This is a genomic window from Dokdonia donghaensis DSW-1 (assembly GCF_001653755.1).
Taxonomy (GTDB): Bacteria; Bacteroidota; Bacteroidia; order Flavobacteriales; family Flavobacteriaceae; genus Dokdonia; species Dokdonia donghaensis.
In genome coordinates this window covers 1,904,948-1,922,834 of sequence record NZ_CP015125.1, presented here as the reverse complement: position 1 = coordinate 1,922,834, position 17,887 = coordinate 1,904,948, and the positions used below count along the sequence as shown (strand labels likewise).

Here is a 17,887-nt window from a genome sequence, read left to right as displayed (position 1 = left end):
TACTTACATATAAACTCATATAATAAATGATTATAACAACTACAAACAGTATACAAGGTAGAGAGATCACACAGTATTTAGGTGTGATTACAGATTTTATGTATGCAAAGCTTTTTGACACCAAGGGACTTAGCTTTAAAGATTCTTTTAGTATGAGTAAAGTTTATAAAAGTGGTGAAGAAGGAATAGATGCGGCCAAACAGGAAGTACTTAAAAAACTGGAAGCCAAAGCTAAAGAAATGGGAGCTCACGCAATTGTAGGAGTTACAATGGATGTAGAGGTTATAAGCCAAAACACAAAACTAGGCATCTCTGCAATGGGTACTGCTGTAGTATTGAGATAAGGATACGTATAGAACGTGTAACCTCGTCGCATCACTTGATGCATACTTGGCGCAAATAGCCTGTTTTATATAAAAATTAAAATCTTAAATCTATCCTATTTAATATGATTTTAAGACACTTAGGCTAGCTTATCACTAGCTTTACTGTACTAACCAATCACATTAAATGAAATTCTCACTTAAAAACTTCTTGCAAGGTTTTGGTATTATAGCCATCATCTTAACCTTACTCCCTCTCATAGCCATAGACTACTGGTGGATACGTGTTTTTGACTTTCCGCACGCACAGCTTACGCTGCTTACGTTTATAGCTCTTATCACCTATTTTATACGCTTTAATATCAAGTATGTAGGAGATTATATTTTTGTAAGTATTCTCGCTGCTTGTTTTATTTTTCAGCTTATTAAGATTTATGACTATACACCATTGTCAGCTCCAGAAGCACTAGAAAATACAATTACAGACACTAGCAAGTCTATAAAAATTTACAGCGCAAACGTCTTACAAAAAAACACACATCACGAGCTCTTACTATCACAAGTCACAAATTATAATCCAGACATTGTATTACTTATGGAGACAGATACCGTCTGGAAAAATGCCGTTCACAATCGTCTGTCCATTGCATACCCATACTATTTACTTGAGCCGCGTGGTAATACGTATGGAATGTTGCTTTATTCAAAACTACCGCTTACGCGAAAAAAAATAAGACACCTTGTAGATAAGGAAGTACCTTCTATGGAAGCTATAGTTACTCTAGAGAGCAATGACCAGATACAACTTTATGCCATACACCCTACTCCCCCTATGCCTCAACACAACCCTATGAGTTCTGACAGGGATACTGAGATGATGAAAACGGCATTTACAGTTAATAAAAGAACGTTACCTGTAATTGTGATGGGTGATTTTAATGATGTAGCTTGGTCAAGAACGACTTCGCTCTTTAGAAAAGTGAGTAAACTACTAGACCCCCGCATAGGCCGTGGTTTTTACAACACATTTAATGCGAAAAATATACTGTTGAGATGGCCTCTTGATCACCTTTTTATCTCTCAAGAGTTTAGAGTAAAAAGACTAGAACGCACAGATCACATAAAATCTGATCATTTCCCAGTGTGTACAGAGCTTACCTTTGAGCCAGATGGAGCAAGTTTACAACTTCCTCAAGAACCCACTGACTCAGAAATAGAAAGTGCAAAAAGTCAGCTCAAAGAGCAGAATTTACTTACCTTAGGTATGAAATAGTGCTTTGGTAACCCTCTTGAGCTGGGACTTAACGCTCACTTAACACAGCTACAGCACTGAAGTAATAATTTTGTATCTACAACATTACTTGTATGAAACATTTTTACTTCATTGCTTTTCTTATTTCTATTTGCTATAATCCTTTAATAGCGCAGGTCACTATAAATGAACTTGATGCAGATACACCTAGTACAGATGATCAAGAGTTTATAGAACTACTTACCACTCCAGAAGCTTCTCTAGACGGCTATGTACTTGTTTTATTTAATGGATCTAGTAGTGGCGGTGATAGTAGCTACTTTGCACTTGATCTAGATGGCCTTGTGGCAGATGTAAATGGTATTGTACTTATAGGTAGTAATAATGTGGTGCCTGTTCCAGATTTTATACTGTTTGATAATACGATACAAAACGGTGCAGATGCCGTTGCAATATATCAGGGAGACGAACAAGACTTTCCCGAAGGTACACTTGCTACCACAGCAAATCTTGTAGATGCACTGGTTTATGATACTAACGATAGTGATGATACAAACCTTCTTAATCTATTAGGAGAAAGCACACAAATAAACGAAGGTGGTAATGGTGCATCATCTAGCAACTCCATCCAACTTAATAGTACGGGAGGATATGATGTCACAACCCCTACCCCAGGACAACTTAATGATGGATCTGGAGTGTTGTTTAATTTTATAGGCGCTAGCACCTCTCAAACAGCTTATAACGAAGGTGAAGAGATTACAATAAACTTCACCACTACTACAGCTGTCACCAGCACTACCGAATTTACTTTTACTCTTAACAATGCAGGCTTTAACTCAGCAGATTTTACGGGTAACACAAGTGTTACCATTGCAGCAGGTGCTTCTACAGCACAAACTACTATTTCAATTATAGACGATCAAGACGACGAGGGTGATGAGGAGCTAAAAATCACCTTTGGCGAGATGCCAGATGGTTTTAAAAGAGCAAATGATAATATTATCATACGTATCATAGATAACGACTTTACAACTGCATCATACGGTACTCCCCTCGCTCCTACTTATGACCAAGTAGAAAGTACACAACCAGATGGCTACTACGACTCAATTGACACACTTGCAGATGATGCACTGGTACAAGCCCTACAAGATATCATAGCAGATCCTTCTACGGTACGTGCACAAACCTATTCTGATATTATAGATATCTTAAAAGAGGCAGACCAAAGCCCGCTTAACAGTAATCAAGTATGGCTAGTTTATACAGAGCAGCAACGACCTAAGCTAGATTTTCAGACTTCTGGAGGTAGTAACGAGGGCTTATGGAACAGAGAGCACACCTACCCACGATCGCGGGGAGGTTTTAATGATATAGAGTATGATCAAGTAGCAGACGGTATAGATATTTTTACAACCACAAAGGCAGACTCACTACGCCACGCAAATAGTGATGCCCACGCACTGCGTGCAGCAGATGGGCCAGAAAATAGCTCTCGCAGTAACCAAGACTACGGCGAGTATAATGGCCCTACAGGTAATCAAGGTAGTTTTTATGGTGATGTAGCGCGTAGTATCTTTTTCTTAACCATACGCTATAATGGGATTGACGTCGTATCTGGCAATCCTGCAAATACGACTGTGGGAGCACTAGGTGACCTAGATATTTTACTAGACTGGCACCGCAACGACCCACCAGATGATTATGAGATGAATCGTAATAACGTTATTTACAACTGGCAGTTTAATCGTAATCCCTTTATAGATATGCCAGACCTTGTTGAGTATATCTGGGGTACAAACATAGGTGAGCAGTGGACTAATCCGCTGGGGGTTGAAGATAATGAGCTTAGTGATATGACTATATATCCTAACCCATCTTCTGTTGCAATTACTATAACTACCCCTCAAGAAACTGGTGAGATATTCTTTTTTGACACTCTAGGTCGTGAGGTTTATAAAGATAACTTTCAGAGTGGTAGCCCTATAATTCATAATCTACCTAGCGGTGTATATATTTTAAAAGTGATGACAAGTACAACAGCCACAACACGTAAACTCATTGTGAGATAAAACAGCACTTCGGGTAATTACGCTTTCGCGAAAGCGTACCACTACACCTTTAGGTTTTAACATTGTGTCGTTTTCTTTTAACCCTTTTTTAGTACAAAATGGGATGTTACAACTGTATCTTACGGGTTATGATACATTTAGACAAAGAAGAAAACAAAAACAACGCATTTTTAAACACGACCATTACCTATCTTGAAAACAAAGGTTTTGAAAATATCAAAGCAGATGTAGCAGGGTATGAGACGCCTACATCCTTTACAAGACAAGAAACAGGAAACACCATCATACCAGATATCGTGGCCGAAAAGCGTGGCATAAAATACTTCTTTGAGGTGAGTTTAAAATCTACAAAACCTCAGCTGCTTAAAACCAAGTGGCTACTACTAGACACACTCACAAAAATGAAAGACTATCGTTTTAGAATTATCACCACAAAAGGGCATCTAAGTTTTACACGTGATATGATAGCAGATACGAACCTAAACAAGAGCTACATTCGAATATAATACTAAGTGTGTGTTAGTTTTTAAATTGCCTATTTCTTAATTGAAATAGGCAATTTTATTTAACAAAAATTAGACTTTCTGTAAGATTTTTTGTGAAAAATGATATGTAGATTGAATAAAATTTAAATGTGAATAAAACAGTACACTCCCTTTCATTTATAATCACAAAGTTACTCCTGCTAGGGGCCATAGTACTATGTGCATCTTGTGCTGTACATCACGACTTGTATAGAGAACAAACACATAACATAACAGTTGACACCAGCCAAAATTATGTAAGTTTCTTCCAGCTAGGTAACGCTGGTGCCTATGCGCGCGGTGCAAATGAGTCATTACTAAATGGTGTAAGAAACTACATAAAAAAGCATAGTAAAAAAGAAGATTACTTTTTATTTACGGGCGATAACCTACATCGCAATGACCTAAAAGATAGTCGCAGTAAAAAACAACTTTTACAACAGCTTGAGATCACAAAAAACTTTAAGGGCACCGCACTCTTTTTACCAGGAGAACTTGAGTGGAACGAGACTGGTCTTAAGGGAATGGAAGAAATAGAAGATGCCATAGAAGACTTTTATGACGAAGAAAATCATTTTATGCCTAAAAATGGCTGCCCTCTTGAAACCATAGAAGTTAATGACGAAGTTGAGCTCATTCTCATAAACTCACAGTGGTATATAGAAGACTGGAGTAAAGTAAAAGAGATGAACGACAAGTGTGAGCTTAAGACACGCGAGCAGTTTACGACATTACTAAGTAGCGAGATACGCAAGGCTCGTCACAAAACAATTATTATAGGGATGCACCACCCACTCTATGCAAATGGTGTATACGGAGGAGAAATTCCTGCTGAGGTTACTTATCGTCCCACGGCAGAAAATCTCTTTATCCCAGGCGTGGGAACACTTTGGTCGTTTTTACGATCACAAGGAGGACTTTCTAAGCAAGACAGATATAACCCACTTATGAACGAGCTTATGTCTCATATAGAGCTCGCTAGTTTTGACGCACCTAGGGTCATTATACTCTCTTCACACGAGCGATCTATGCAATACATAGACCAGGGAGAAATAAAGCAAGTTATTGCCGGTACGGGAAGTTCTGTAAAGCCTGCAAGATTGAGTAAAAAAGGACTTTTTACGTCTACAAAACCTGGCTTTTCTGAGGTGAGACTGTATGAGGGAGGCGCATCTTCTGTTCATTTTTATGGATTACAAGATGGTACCCTGACAGAGCTATACTCAAAAACAGCTTTTCAAAAACCTAAAGATTATAACATAGACAGCCTTCCTACACGTTTTCCAAAAACGATGGTGGCATCTATTTATCCCCAAGAAAGTGTTTTAAAAAGTGCTAAGTATGAGAAATTCTGGGGAAAGCACTATAGGTATGTGTATGGAGTGCCTGTCGAGGCTCCCGTTGCCCTGCTCGACACCTTGTATGGTGGTCTTACGGTGCAACGCGCTGGTGGCGGAAATCAAACTAATGGTCTACGCCTTGAGGACAAAGAAGGGCGTGAGTATAATATGAGAGCTATTGCAAAAGATCCGCTTGCCTTTTTAAAATCGGCGGGGTATAATGATCTTGATGCCGAGAATTATTTTGAAGATACCGTTCCCGCAACTGTAATTGAAGACTTTTATACAGCCGCGCATCCTTATGGCGCATTTGCAATACCAAGACTTGCTGGTGCTATAGATGTCCCCCACACACACCCAAAACTATATTATATACCCAAGCAAAAAGCACTAGGCAATTTTAATAAGGACCACGGTAATGTGCTTTATATGATTGTAGAAAAACCTAGTGGTGACTTTAATAAGTCACATATGTTTGAGTTTAGCAATGAGGTAGAAAGCACACCAGATTTATTTAAAGAACTACGCGAAGATGAGTCTAACCAGCTTAATGAGCGTATGTACATACGAGCGCGCATATTTGATATGCTCATAGGTGACTGGGATAGACACGAAGACCAGTGGCGCTGGGCACAAGATAAGGTAGATGAGGCAGATGGTGTCATAAAATATCTTGCTGTACCCAGAGATAGAGATCAGGTGTTTGCAAAATTTGACGGAGCATTTTTAGAAAACGCACAAAAAATAATGAGCGGGATGCGACAGTTTGGTAACTATGGACCAGACATTCCATTTATTGAGCAATTTAGCGAGAGTGCCGTAAACCTAGACAGAGCCATATTACAACGGGCAGATCTATCGCTTTGGCTAGAGGAGGTAATTTATATTCAAGAACGAATTACAGAAGAGGTTGTGCAAAGCGCTTTTAAAGCTGCTCCAAAAGAAATCCAAGATGCTACGTGGATGGAGATACAGGAGAGTTTGCTTTCGCGAAAGCGTAATCTTTCCGATATCGTACAGCGTTATTATAGCCATTTAAGCAAGTTTGTATCTCTTAAAGGAACTGATAAAGATGATCACTTTATCATTGAAAATCTGGCAAATGGAAATGTACGAGTGATGGCTTATCGCATTAAAGATGGTGAGAAAGGCACCCTACTCTTTGACCGAACACTGGATAAAGACGTGACAGAAAACATATGGATTTATGGGCTTGATGATAAAGATATATTTGAAGTAAATGGCTTAAATAAGAGCCCGATTAAAGTGGCTCTTATAGGAGGTCTAGAGAATGATACGTTTACTGTAAATGGTGGAAAGAATGTTACCATTTATGATCAAAAGTCTTATAAGAATACAATTATAAATAAAGGGAAGGCCACCCGCCATATAGATGATATTTACGAGAATCATATTTATGATAGCGAGCGTAGACCAGATAGCGGCGGCACTTTTGGCCTTGAGGCAAATTACAATCCGGATGAGGGCTTCTCACCGCGACTTATTTTTGGAAAATCTACATTGGGTTACGAGAGGCACCCTTTTAAAACAAAGATTGAGCTAGATGCCCGTTATATATCACTCACACAGGCGGTATATGCTTCACTAGAGTGGCATAAGGCTCACCTCTTTCACGATTGGAATTTTAAAGCTTTTGGGCGCGTGACTTCTGCAAATTATACAGAGAACTTTTTTGGACTAGGTAATGGTAGCTTGAACAATGCAAATAGCTTTGATGATAATAGAGTTTACACTCAATATTTACAAGGTGGGATAGGTCTATACTATACTGGTGAATATGGCTCTTCTACAGCATTTGATCTTACTTATGAAAACACAGATCTGAGAGATATAAATATCATAACTCCTGCACTAGCAAATACAGCGTATCTCTCCCTCAATGGGAAATATGAGTATGAAAGTAGAGATGATGAAGCTTTTACCACAAGAGGAATGCGTTTTACAATACGTAGTAGTGTAGCAGATGAGCTTACCTCATCGCAATATGTGGGAGCCATAGATCCTAGTATTACATTCTGGAATGCTATAGATAGATCACGCAATATCGTTTTAAAAACAAGTATTGCTAGTGAGTTACGATTTGGTGAAGATATTCCATTTTATAGACTCGCAACGCTAGGTGCAAATAATGGATTAAGATCTTATAGACAAGGTCGTTTTAGAGGTGAGCAATCACTTGCAGGATCTATAGATGTAGGTTTTAAATTAAAACCCATACGTACCTTTTTATTCCCTGTGCGTGCGCAAGGTTATGTAGGTTATGATACGGGACGCGTCTGGACTGGCGGAAATGAAGATAGCACATTACATTACAGCTATGGCGGCGGATTACAATTTACTACCGCTGCAGTGCTTAAAACAGATGTACATTATTTTTACGGTCCAGAAGGAGGCAGACTAGGTTTTGGGTTATCATTAGGTTTGTAAAGGAATGCTTGAAAATAGACTAAAAAAAAGCTCCCACTTGGGAGCCTTTTTTATTAAAGCTATTTGAGTTATAGATTTTTACAATCTAACTCCAAATCTAAAGTCTATACGCATCCCGTCTTCACCAGCAAAGGCTCCTATTTGTCCAGATACGGTTTCTACCATATTTATCCAGAAACCACCTCCAAAGTCGTTGTGCCATTTCTTACTGTCTTCACCATCAACCCACACACGACCTACATCGCCTCCTCCAAAAACTCCTAGCTGTATCGGGATAAGACCTGTACTAAAACGATCAAAACTATATCTTATATCTCCAGAAGCTGCTAGTGATGACTCCCCGGTAAATCTATTAAAACGATAACCTCTCAACCCTGTTCTTGCTCCTAGGGAGGCTGCTTGATAAAATTCAAAGTCGTCACCTATTCTTATTTGTGATTGTACGAGTGTTTTTAAGACTAATTTCCTATTTCGCGAAAGCGCATTATAAAAGCCTATTTTTGGGTTAATGTATGCATACATTCTATCTCCAGAGCTCAAATTGCGCTTTGCACCTATCACTGTTTCAAACTCCATACCTCTAGTTGGGTTTGCTTGATTATCTGCACTTACATAACTGTATGAACCTTCTACACCTATAAAAGATTGCCCTCCAAAAAAGTTATCTGTTTCTGGAGTAAATAGTGTAGCATCATCTATAATACGTCCTCCTGTTTGCTCTATTTCTATACGCTCAAAGTTTGCTACAAAACGTAGTTTACTACCATAGGTATTATCACTCTCTACACCTATGTGTGCACCAATCTCGCCATTACGTACACGGTTAAAGTCGAGTCCTAAATCGTCGTCATTATTTACTGTTTCATTTCCAAAACCAAAGAAGTTACGGGAGAATGCCTCGTTTGTAAACTTACCTCCTACTACGAGATTCCACTGTCCGAAAGCATTTGCAAAGTCGCCTTCATATTTTAAATTAAGTGACTCTGTCGCAAATGAATATGTAGCATTAAGGGTATGCCTGCTACTAAAAGGGTCATTTTTAAACCCATATGTAGAAAACACATTAGTCACGCCTATTAGAAGCCCATCATCTGGGTTAAAACCTATGGCTGGTAATGTACTATTTGCTGTACTTTTTTTCTTGAGTGGGTTGTATGTATTAAAGTTATAGATATTTGAATACTTTACATTTGCTCCGCTCTTTTCTTTTACGGTATTTGGCTTTGTTTTATGCTCATACACTTTAAGTCTACGACCGTCTTTTATTTCATAAATATCGTTATTTTGACCACCTACAATTTTCATTTTAATAGGTCGCTTACCTCCACCTGTTACTTTAAAGACATCATCATCATCGAGACCGTAAATCCATATTTCGCTGGTTTCTTGAGATGAGATCGTTCTATCTACAAAAGGTTTTTTAACCTCTCCATCTTTTATTCTAGAGATTTGTACTCTAGTACTCTCATCACCTCTTGTAATCTCAAAGTGATCATCTTTATCTGTTCCCGTAAGTATTACGAGTGTAGAGATATAGTCATAGTAAGTTTCTGCTATATCTACAATGTTAGACCTTCTTTCTCGCAGGCTCTTTTTAATTTCATCAACTCCGAGGTTTTGCACCTCTAGAGGCAATGCATTAAAAGCCTCATCTATCTCTTGATCTGTCAGGTTTTCTTGTAGATATGTGGCCTCACGTAACCAGTCTTCTTTTACGGCATTTTTGAGCAATGCGCGATCCATTTTTATACCCGCTTCATTAATCCACTTTACGTTTTCTAGATCTCCATCATAGTTTTGAAACTGTTTTACCGCTGGGATAAGCGTTTTAAGAAGACCTAAGATTGCTCCATCAAATTTTGAAAATACTTGATCTCTATCACGTGGTATAGGTCTGTACACCTTCGTGTCCTTGTTATCAAATCGAGCCCACCTCCACTGGTCTGCGTGACGGTCCCAATCACCTATAAGCATATCAAAAATACGTGCCCTCAGGTAAGATGCTTCATCTATCTGGTACTCCTCATCATCTCTTAAATTTTCATATACATCATCTGTACTATCTATACTATCTGGGTTTCCAAAAGAGTCTACATCTGTAAAATCTTCGTCTGGTCGTTCTTCTATGAGATATAGTTCATCTCCATAATCCGCATTATACTTACCAAGAGCTTTATGCTTAGGTACATAAATTAAACGCGGGTTAGTATGGTATATACCTACCGCATCAGAGAGTTGTGCCACCGCAAGTGAGGCATAAGGATGTGCAGATGTGTAAAAATCAAGAATTAAGTCTTCTGTAAAAGTATCTCTAAAATCTTCTTGAATAAAATTATCCTTAAATGCCACGCTCTGTAAGAACTGAACTGCACTCTTGCGTACGGCTCTCAAGTTATAAGCGCGCCCGTCTTTATCCTTAAGTCGTAAAGAGCGTGTCTGGTGTCCACCACCCTTTCTGTCTACTGTAAAACCTCCCATAAGCGTGTCTAGCGTTGCAACAGTAGCTGTAACAGGTGTACCATAAACTTCTCTATAATGATCTCCCCAGAGTGACGTATGTACATCTGAGACATCTGTATCATTTTGCTCATATACCGTTGCCATTACCGTCTCTGGATAGAACTCTGGCAGCGAGTCTAGATTAACCGGCTCGCGAGGTGGGTGTACTTGTGATGTAAATAATAATTTTGGCTCTCCTTGGTTTGCCGCATAAAATCGCACTGCCGAAGACTCGTCTTCATAAATATCTAATATAGCAAAGCCTTGACCTCCGTAAGAGAAAAGCCCGTCTTCTCCCAGCGCTGCTGCAGAGTTTTTTGCTCCTGCTCCGCTCACTATCTGCTTGATACCGTCCTTTTCTATATATTGTATACTGTGCTCGTGACCAGATGCAAAAATTACTTTATCTGTATCTGTAGCAAGTACCGCTATACGTTTCATAAGCTCATTGTAGCGTTTATTGTATCTATCTTGAATAGAAACACCACCTTGCGATCTAATCTGTGCTACAAGAGAAGCAAGCACCGGAAGCGGAAACTTACTTTGCGTAGGATATAATTGCTTATCAAAACTGAATTTACCACCGTGTACCCCATTTGTATACATAGGGTGATGCATTACAACAACTATCGTTTTCTCATTATTCTTTTTAAACTCATTTTCTATTTCTAAAAATAGCCCCTCACGAGTACGGATATTACAATTATCATTTATAGTAGGATTTTCATCCCAGTCTTCTAGATACCACTGCGTGTCTATAATCATTAACTCCACATCATCACTTACCTCTTTCATCTCGATAGGGCATCCATTTTCTGGCTGAAAAGCTTCTTTATCATCTAGTGCTTTTTCAATATACTTTTCTTGGCGTTTTACTCCTTCTACTCCACCTGCATACCAGTCGTGATTACCAGGTATAAAAAGTGTTTTCCCCTTAAAGTTTTCTACAGCTGCGATTTGTATATCTAGCCTGCGCTCTGCTTCTGCGCGCTCTGGGTGATCTTTTTTTGGTAACCCAGCATCATAAATATTATCTCCCAGAAAGACTGCATAGTCATCCTTAGTATCTGCCGTATCTATTACTTTTTTGAAAGCATCAAGCGCATATGTACTACCGCCATCACTATCACCTCCGGCGTCACCTATGAGGTAAAATGTTTTATGTATACGCTTTCGCGAAAGCGTACTACTATCAAAATTTTGAGGCTCAGCTACTTCATTTGCATACTTAGGGGCATACGTCGCACAACCACTTAAGAAGAGGGCTAGTAAGAAGTTAAGAAAAACGTAATATTTGTTCATATGGCTAATTTTAATGTACTTTAGAAGTCTAATCGCTTGCAATTACTATGACCGAATTACTCGAAAAAACGGATAACTATATCTCTCAACTTTTTGATAACGAACTACCTAAGACGTGTATATATCATAATTATGTACATACCAAGAGAGTCCTTAAAAGTACCCAAGAAATTATAGATAATAGTGAAGAAAACCTTAAAGATGAAGAAAAACTCATTCTTCAACTAGGTGCACTACTGCACGATATAGGGTATGTAGACGGTACAAAAGAGCACGAAGCACGCAGTGCACAAATGGCAGAAACCTTCTTAAAAGGTGAAGGTGTAGATGATCATATTATCTCTGAAGTTAAAAAAGTAATACTCGCAACAGATATGCGAGTTGAGCCAGAAACCTATCTAGAGAAGGTACTTAGAGATGCAGATGCATCCCATTTTGCCAAAGATTATTTTCCAGAAGCTAGTGAATACTTGCGTCAAGAACTAAAAATAAAAAACATCAAGGAGTACACTCCAGAAGAGTGGACAAAGGCAAACATAGAGATGTTTACAATAAAGCATAAGTACTATACTACCTATGCCCAAGAAAACTGGAAGCCCAAAAAAGATAGCAATCTTAACGATCTAACAAAGGCACGTAAAAAGGCAAAAAAAGCTAGAAAGAAAGAAAAAATAAAAATGGAACTCAAGGACGCAAGTCCAGAAAAAGGTATCCAGTCTATGTATCGTATTGCTTTACGTAACCACATCAAGCTTAGTGATATTGCAGATACAAAGGCAAACATTTTACTCTCTGTAAATGCTATTGTAATCTCTCTTGCCCTTGCAAATCTTATCCCAAAACTTGAGAATGAAAGTAATGCTCACTTAATATATCCTACTGCGGTATTTGTGCTTTTTGCAATGATCTCTATGGTAATGTCTATTATAGCTACTAGGCCAAACGTTACCCGCGGTGAATTTGACAAAGAGGATGTGCGCCAAAAAAAGGTAAATCTACTGTTCTTTGGAAATTTTCATAAAATGAAACTTGAAGATTATGAGTGGGCTATAGGAGAGATGTTGCAAGATAAAGAATACATATACTCTGCACTTACAAAAGATTTATACTTCTTAGGAGTCGTACTCGACAGGAAATATAAGTTGCTACGTATGACCTATAATGTCTTTATGATAGGTATTATCATATCTGTAATCACGTTTGCAGTATTCTTTATATATAGAGATAAAGCTGCCACTGTGGTAGAAGGTGTGGGTGACCTTACTAATATGACCTTAGGCTTTATATAAATAAAGCCTAAGGTATATTATTTATGCCTTTATCTCTTCCATAAGATCTTCATAAGTATAGAAACTCTTTTTTGCTTTTCCCTTTTTCTGAGCGTAAAGCACGTTTACACGTAGCGCCTTGAGGCCAGTAACCGCTTGTAGATCTTCTAACTGAAGTATTTCTATCTCAGATCCTAAATAATTCTTGGTCTGCAAAAAATTTATATAACGTAGGTATTCTTGTTCGTCTTCATATTGCGAGTACACGATGGTAATTTTACCAGCTTGTGTTATACGCTCTTGAGTTCCTTTTATATAGGCTTTATCTACACGTTTTTTTACCACTTCATACCTAGCATTGTAAGTGCCATCTACGTCAAAACGTTTTTCGTCCATTCTGTAACGCACAGATAGTGAGGTGTTAAACACGAGTATCATAGAGGCAACCTCTAGTGGGTGATCCATCTTTCGCGAAAGCGAGAAATGTTCATTCTCCATCTCGCACATTACTTGTAGTTGCCACAGTCGTAAATTATAGAGGTAAATTTTATTGAAGCTATCGTCTTTTGTAATAGCCTCACCTAAGTACATATTGTGCTCTACTCCGTCTGTTTTAAACAATTCAAAAAAGTGTGGGTACATATTTTGAGCTATTTTTTGCTTCTTTTCCAGTACGGCTGCCATACGCTTGTTGAGTAACATAACAGACTCGTCGTACTCTTTACGGTGGCGGTACACAAGACCTAGATTATCTTCTATCTGGCTTCTATATGATGTAATGAGTGCTTTGAGCTTATCACTGTGTTTTAATAAATGGCTAAATAATGGGCGTATATTTTCTTTTAAAAAGTTAAGAATCTTACGCTCACTATCTACCTCCAGTTGCTCTTTAGTTTCTACTAAAAACTCATTGAGATTGTATTCTAATTGCTCATAGATAGGTAAAGATTCTATACTGCGTGCTTCTTTTAGAATTTCTATAGCCTTATCTAGCTGTAATATGATATCCTTTTGTGTAGCTTTATTACGCGCTTCTGAAGAGCCTTTAATATCTATTTGCCCAAAGAGTGGGTATACATCTTTAAAAACAACATCTCTAAACTGAACGTTTGCATCTCCTTGAGCTTGTAATTTTAAGAAGCGTTTTGCCTCTTGCTCAAATTTCCAGTAAACACTCTGATGTATAGACGTACACTCGTTTTGAATAACGAGCTCTATCTCATTTTCTTGCTGCTCTTTATTGCGCACTACTGCCTCGACTATGTAAGGCATTACATCTTCTAGTTTATTTGCGTTTATAGTGTTCAGCTCTCCTATATTGGGAGAAGCTAACTCAAATATTCCTAGCAAATTACCTTTATACCTTACAGGAGCTAGTATCACACTTCCTATACCTTGATCTTTAAAGTTTTCATACATCTTAATGTCTGGAAAACGTTTATGATATTGTTTAATATCTGATACTGCAAAATACTTACCTGTTTTAAAAACGGCATCATAAGATCCTTCACAAAGGGCAGATGTACAAGTCGCCTCAGTCTCACCGTAAAGAATATAACTGTTTATTTTTTTTAGTGGTACCAGTTCAAATTTACCTTCTTGCTCATTATAGTTAGAAAAACCTATTTGGATTTCTGGTAAATTGAATATAGCCTGAAAGATTTTATGAAAATCTTCTGTAAAGTTTGTATCATCTTGGTCATATTGTAATAGACCAGATTTGAGATTTGATATGGATACATCTACCGTGGCGTCATATAGGTTTGCGATTACAAAGCCTTTAAAAATATAACCTTGAGAGGGGAATTTTTCTTTCCACACCTCTATATTATCAAAGTTATCTAGTAACACGGCAACATCCTCTTCTGTGATTTCTGGAGTTTCTGGCTTTTTTTCTATACCTACAAAGTCTCCGTTATATAACATTCTATATGAACGTGTCATACCACTTGCATCTGGTATCTCGTAATAAAATGGCCTTCTAAAGTCTATTTTATAACCATAATACTGCATTAAGATAATGCTGCAGCCCATTATGTAATAATGGTTATCATCAAAGTTTGTTATCTCTGGTGTATACTCTTCACCTCCACTAGCTATAATAGACTTATATCGCTTTGTAGACTGTAATACCGTCTCCTGAAATGGCATTGAGACTATCTTTATCTCATTGCTTTGTAATACTGCAGGAAAAAGATCTAAGAGTAAATTATCTATCTGCTCTTGATATTGTGATAAGTTGTCTAGATCGCTTATGCCTGTGATAAGCTCAGGAAACTTTTGTGTTATTTGAGTAAGCTCTTTAATTCTATTTTGAGCCTGCAGATGATCTGTTGCTGCTTCTTGGGTGTAGTGCGCCATAAGCTTCTCCACACTAAAGCGTAGGTCCAACGGAAAATCTTGATTTTTAAATTGCATACTCGTCTTCATAACTTCTGGCTTCTATAGCCCTCTTTCTTTCTTTATTATACGCACTATTCTTATTTTTGTTACTTAAAATAATCATTTATGAAACAATTAGTAGCGATAACCGTACTTTTATTACTTTATTCTTGTGGGAATAATGATATTTCTCCAATACAAGGAACCGCTGCTGGTATGCCAGATGGCACAGAGCTTTATCTAGAAGAACTGGGGTCTAACAATAAGCGTATAGCTCTAGACACTGCCCAGGTAACTGCCGAAACTTTTACTTTTAAAAAACCAATTACAGAGGGTACTGGTATCTTAATCTTGAGCCAAGGCAAACCTAATAACCAACTCTTACTAGTAAAGGATGCAAAACCTCTTACTGTAGAATTGTACAAAGATAGTCTAGGAGCATCAATTGTGACAGGAAGTTTAGAAAATGAATTATTTAATTCTTACAGAAATAGCGCTAGACAGACAGCTGTAAAAAAACAACAATACATTAAAGAAATGCAAAAAGCGCAACGTGAGACAGATGGCGTAATGGTCACTCTTATGCGTGAAAAAATTTCAGACATAGACGAGCAATTTATTGTTGATAAAAAAGCCGTAGTAGAGAATAATACAGACAAGATGGTCTCAATTATAGCGCTATCTGACCTTATTAATGCAAAAGTTCTTAAGGTAGAAGAGTCTGATGCTTATTTCCAGAGCTTATCAAAAGACATACAAGATTCTCCTATAGGTGAAAGTGTAGAAAATTATATCGCACAGCTCAAATCACAACGCATTGCAAGTGCTCTGGCTAGTGTGGGTAACAAAGCGCCTGAGTTTAGTGCAAAGACTCCAGGAGGTAAAGAACTTGCCTTATCTGATGCATTAGGAAAGTATACTATCATAGACTTCTGGGCATCGTGGTGTAGACCTTGCCGTATGGAAAATCCTAATGTTGTAAACGTATATAACCAGTATCACGATAAAGGGCTTAATATTATAAGTGTATCTCTAGATAGACCAGGTCAAGAAGCTAGGTGGAAAAAAGCTATTAAAGATGATAAAATGGACTGGTACCACGTCTCTAACTTAAATTACTGGCAAGACCCAATACCTAGAAGTTATGGTGTGCGTGCAATACCAGCTACATTTTTACTTGATGAAAATGGCGTTATTATCGCAAAAGACCTAAGAGGATCTGCCCTAGGTGCAAAAATGAAAGAGCTTTTAGGCGAGAGCTAAAAGCTGTCGTCACAAAGTATTGTAAAAAGTATAGTAAATATCATATAGCCTGTTTACATTTACTACTATGTTAATAGGGCTTATCTGTTTGTTTATTGTAGCACCACTGCTACCGCTATTGCCTATATCTCACTGGACCGTTAGGTTTTTTGATTTTGTGCGACTACAAACGGCTGTTATACAAGTTATACTCATTACCCTTGCTTTTATTTTCTGGAAGCAGTTTAATGTCGTGCAAATAATTGCTATTACTGCCATTAGTGCAGTACTGCTGTACCAAACTATTCTTATAAGACCATACACGCCATTTTATCACAGACGTAAGCCTAAGCAGCAATTTCACAAAGAACAACTCACGCTAGTTACAGCAAACGTATTACAAACTAATACAAATTATGATGCCTTTATAGAGCTCATAATAGAAAGCAAGCCTCACATATTTATTACAATGGAGTCAGACCAAAAGTGGGATGATGCCATCTCTGCGGCATTTCCAGAGTACGAGCATACGGTTAAGGCTACGCTAGATAATTTTTATGGGATGCATATATATTCTAAAATTCCCTTTAAGAGTGCAGATATACACTATCTAGTAGAAAAGGATATTCCTTCTATACATTGTGAGATAAACTACGCAAACCAGCTATTCAATCTCATAGCAGTACACCCTGCTCCACCTAGCCCTACAGAAAATGAAACGTCAAAAGAACGTGATGCAGAGCTTATGCTTGTGGGTAAAAAATGTAGAGAGTCACAAGACGCTACCGTAGTATGTGGTGATCTCAATGATGTGGTATGGTCTAAAACCTCACGCCTTTTTAGTAAAATGACAGGATATCTTGACCCACGAGTAGGAAGAGGGTTGTATCCATCCTTCCACGCAAACTACTGGTTACTTAGATTTCCGCTAGATCATTTATTTTATTCAAAGGATTTGCACGTTACACAAATGAAGCGCTTGCCACGCTTTGGTTCAGATCATTTTGCAATGTATTATAACATCGCTTTCCCGCTCGTAGATGTAGACGTTCCTAACCCTAGTATGTCAAAAGAAGAAGTTCAAGACATTAAAGAAATCATAGCAGATGGGAAGATTTCTGCCCGCATTGCAGAGCAAGAAGAACTAGAGGCCACGAGATAGCTTTCGCGAAAGCGTACTACTATTTTTCTTAATTTTTTTTAGAAATACCCATATTTACTAGTTAATGAAG

10 protein-coding genes are annotated in these 17,887 nt (G+C 38.0%); 8 read left to right on the top strand and 2 right to left on the bottom strand.

Translation table 11 applies throughout. From position 1 onward, the window contains the following. Positions 1-26 precede the first annotated feature (26 nt). From I597_RS08490 to I597_RS08470, 5 genes are all read left to right on the top strand, one after another. Positions 27-344 carry a YbjQ family protein gene (locus I597_RS08490; RefSeq protein ID WP_035328410.1) on the top strand — a complete coding sequence of 106 codons (318 nt, stop codon included), beginning with the start codon at positions 27-29 and terminating at the stop codon, positions 342-344. 166 nt (positions 345-510) lie between these two features. After that, on the top strand, positions 511-1,596 hold the full coding sequence (locus tag I597_RS08485; protein ID WP_035328409.1) for an endonuclease/exonuclease/phosphatase family protein: 1,086 nt from the start codon (positions 511-513) through the stop codon (positions 1,594-1,596). Positions 1,597-1,688: 92 nt separating this feature from the next. Continuing rightward, positions 1,689-3,650: an endonuclease gene (locus I597_RS08480; protein WP_052111987.1), complete on the top strand. Its 1,962-nt coding sequence runs from the start codon at positions 1,689-1,691 to the stop codon at positions 3,648-3,650. A 128-nt stretch (positions 3,651-3,778) separates the two neighbouring features. Further along, a complete protein-coding gene (locus tag I597_RS08475; RefSeq protein ID WP_035328407.1) occupies positions 3,779-4,156 on the top strand; it encodes a hypothetical protein in 378 nt (125 codons plus the stop codon). A 128-nt stretch (positions 4,157-4,284) separates the two neighbouring features. Beyond that, positions 4,285-7,962, top strand: coding sequence for a metallophosphoesterase (locus tag I597_RS08470; RefSeq protein WP_035328405.1), 3,678 nt, complete (start codon positions 4,285-4,287; stop codon positions 7,960-7,962). 78 nt (positions 7,963-8,040) lie between these two features. Here I597_RS08470 and I597_RS08465 read toward each other — a convergent pair whose 3' ends face one another. Next, a complete protein-coding gene (locus I597_RS08465) occupies positions 8,041-11,763 on the bottom strand; it encodes a metallophosphoesterase (RefSeq protein WP_035328403.1) in 3,723 nt (1,240 codons plus the stop codon). 47 nt (positions 11,764-11,810) lie between these two features. Between I597_RS08465 and I597_RS08460 the strand changes: the two genes are divergently transcribed. After that, entirely contained in the window at positions 11,811-13,052 is a 1,242-nt protein-coding gene (locus I597_RS08460; RefSeq protein ID WP_035328401.1) for a Pycsar system effector family protein, read from the top strand. 21 nt (positions 13,053-13,073) lie between these two features. Here I597_RS08460 and I597_RS08455 read toward each other — a convergent pair whose 3' ends face one another. Then, positions 13,074-15,461, bottom strand: a complete 2,388-nt coding sequence (locus I597_RS08455; RefSeq protein WP_081965026.1) for a GAF domain-containing protein — start codon at positions 15,459-15,461, stop codon at positions 13,074-13,076. Between the two features lie 78 nt (positions 15,462-15,539). Between I597_RS08455 and I597_RS08450 the strand changes: the two genes are divergently transcribed. Both I597_RS08450 and I597_RS08445 read left to right on the top strand, forming a co-directional pair. Next, complete coding sequence (locus I597_RS08450; protein WP_035328397.1) at positions 15,540-16,676, top strand: TlpA disulfide reductase family protein; 1,137 nt, start codon at positions 15,540-15,542, stop codon at positions 16,674-16,676. A 67-nt stretch (positions 16,677-16,743) separates the two neighbouring features. Further along, positions 16,744-17,817 carry an endonuclease/exonuclease/phosphatase family protein gene (locus I597_RS08445; protein WP_035328395.1) on the top strand — a complete coding sequence of 358 codons (1,074 nt, stop codon included), beginning with the start codon at positions 16,744-16,746 and terminating at the stop codon, positions 17,815-17,817. Positions 17,818-17,887: the final 70 nt, after the last annotated feature.

Excerpts from the sequence above, each read along its gene's own strand:
- I597_RS08465 (WP_035328403.1), bottom strand. The coding sequence starts at position 11,763 with ATGAACAAATATTACGTTTTTCTTAACTTCTTACTAGCCCTCTTCTTA.
- I597_RS08490 (WP_035328410.1), top strand. The coding sequence starts at position 27 with ATGATTATAACAACTACAAACAGTATACAAGGTAGAGAGATCACACAG.
- I597_RS08475 (WP_035328407.1), top strand. The coding sequence starts at position 3,779 with ATGATACATTTAGACAAAGAAGAAAACAAAAACAACGCATTTTTAAAC.
- I597_RS08485 (WP_035328409.1), top strand. The coding sequence starts at position 511 with ATGAAATTCTCACTTAAAAACTTCTTGCAAGGTTTTGGTATTATAGCC.
- I597_RS08480 (WP_052111987.1), top strand. The coding sequence starts at position 1,689 with ATGAAACATTTTTACTTCATTGCTTTTCTTATTTCTATTTGCTATAAT.
- I597_RS08455 (WP_081965026.1), bottom strand. The coding sequence starts at position 15,461 with ATGAAGACGAGTATGCAATTTAAAAATCAAGATTTTCCGTTGGACCTA.
- I597_RS08460 (WP_035328401.1), top strand. The coding sequence starts at position 11,811 with ATGACCGAATTACTCGAAAAAACGGATAACTATATCTCTCAACTTTTT.
- I597_RS08445 (WP_035328395.1), top strand. The coding sequence starts at position 16,744 with ATGTTAATAGGGCTTATCTGTTTGTTTATTGTAGCACCACTGCTACCG.
- I597_RS08450 (WP_035328397.1), top strand. The coding sequence starts at position 15,540 with ATGAAACAATTAGTAGCGATAACCGTACTTTTATTACTTTATTCTTGT.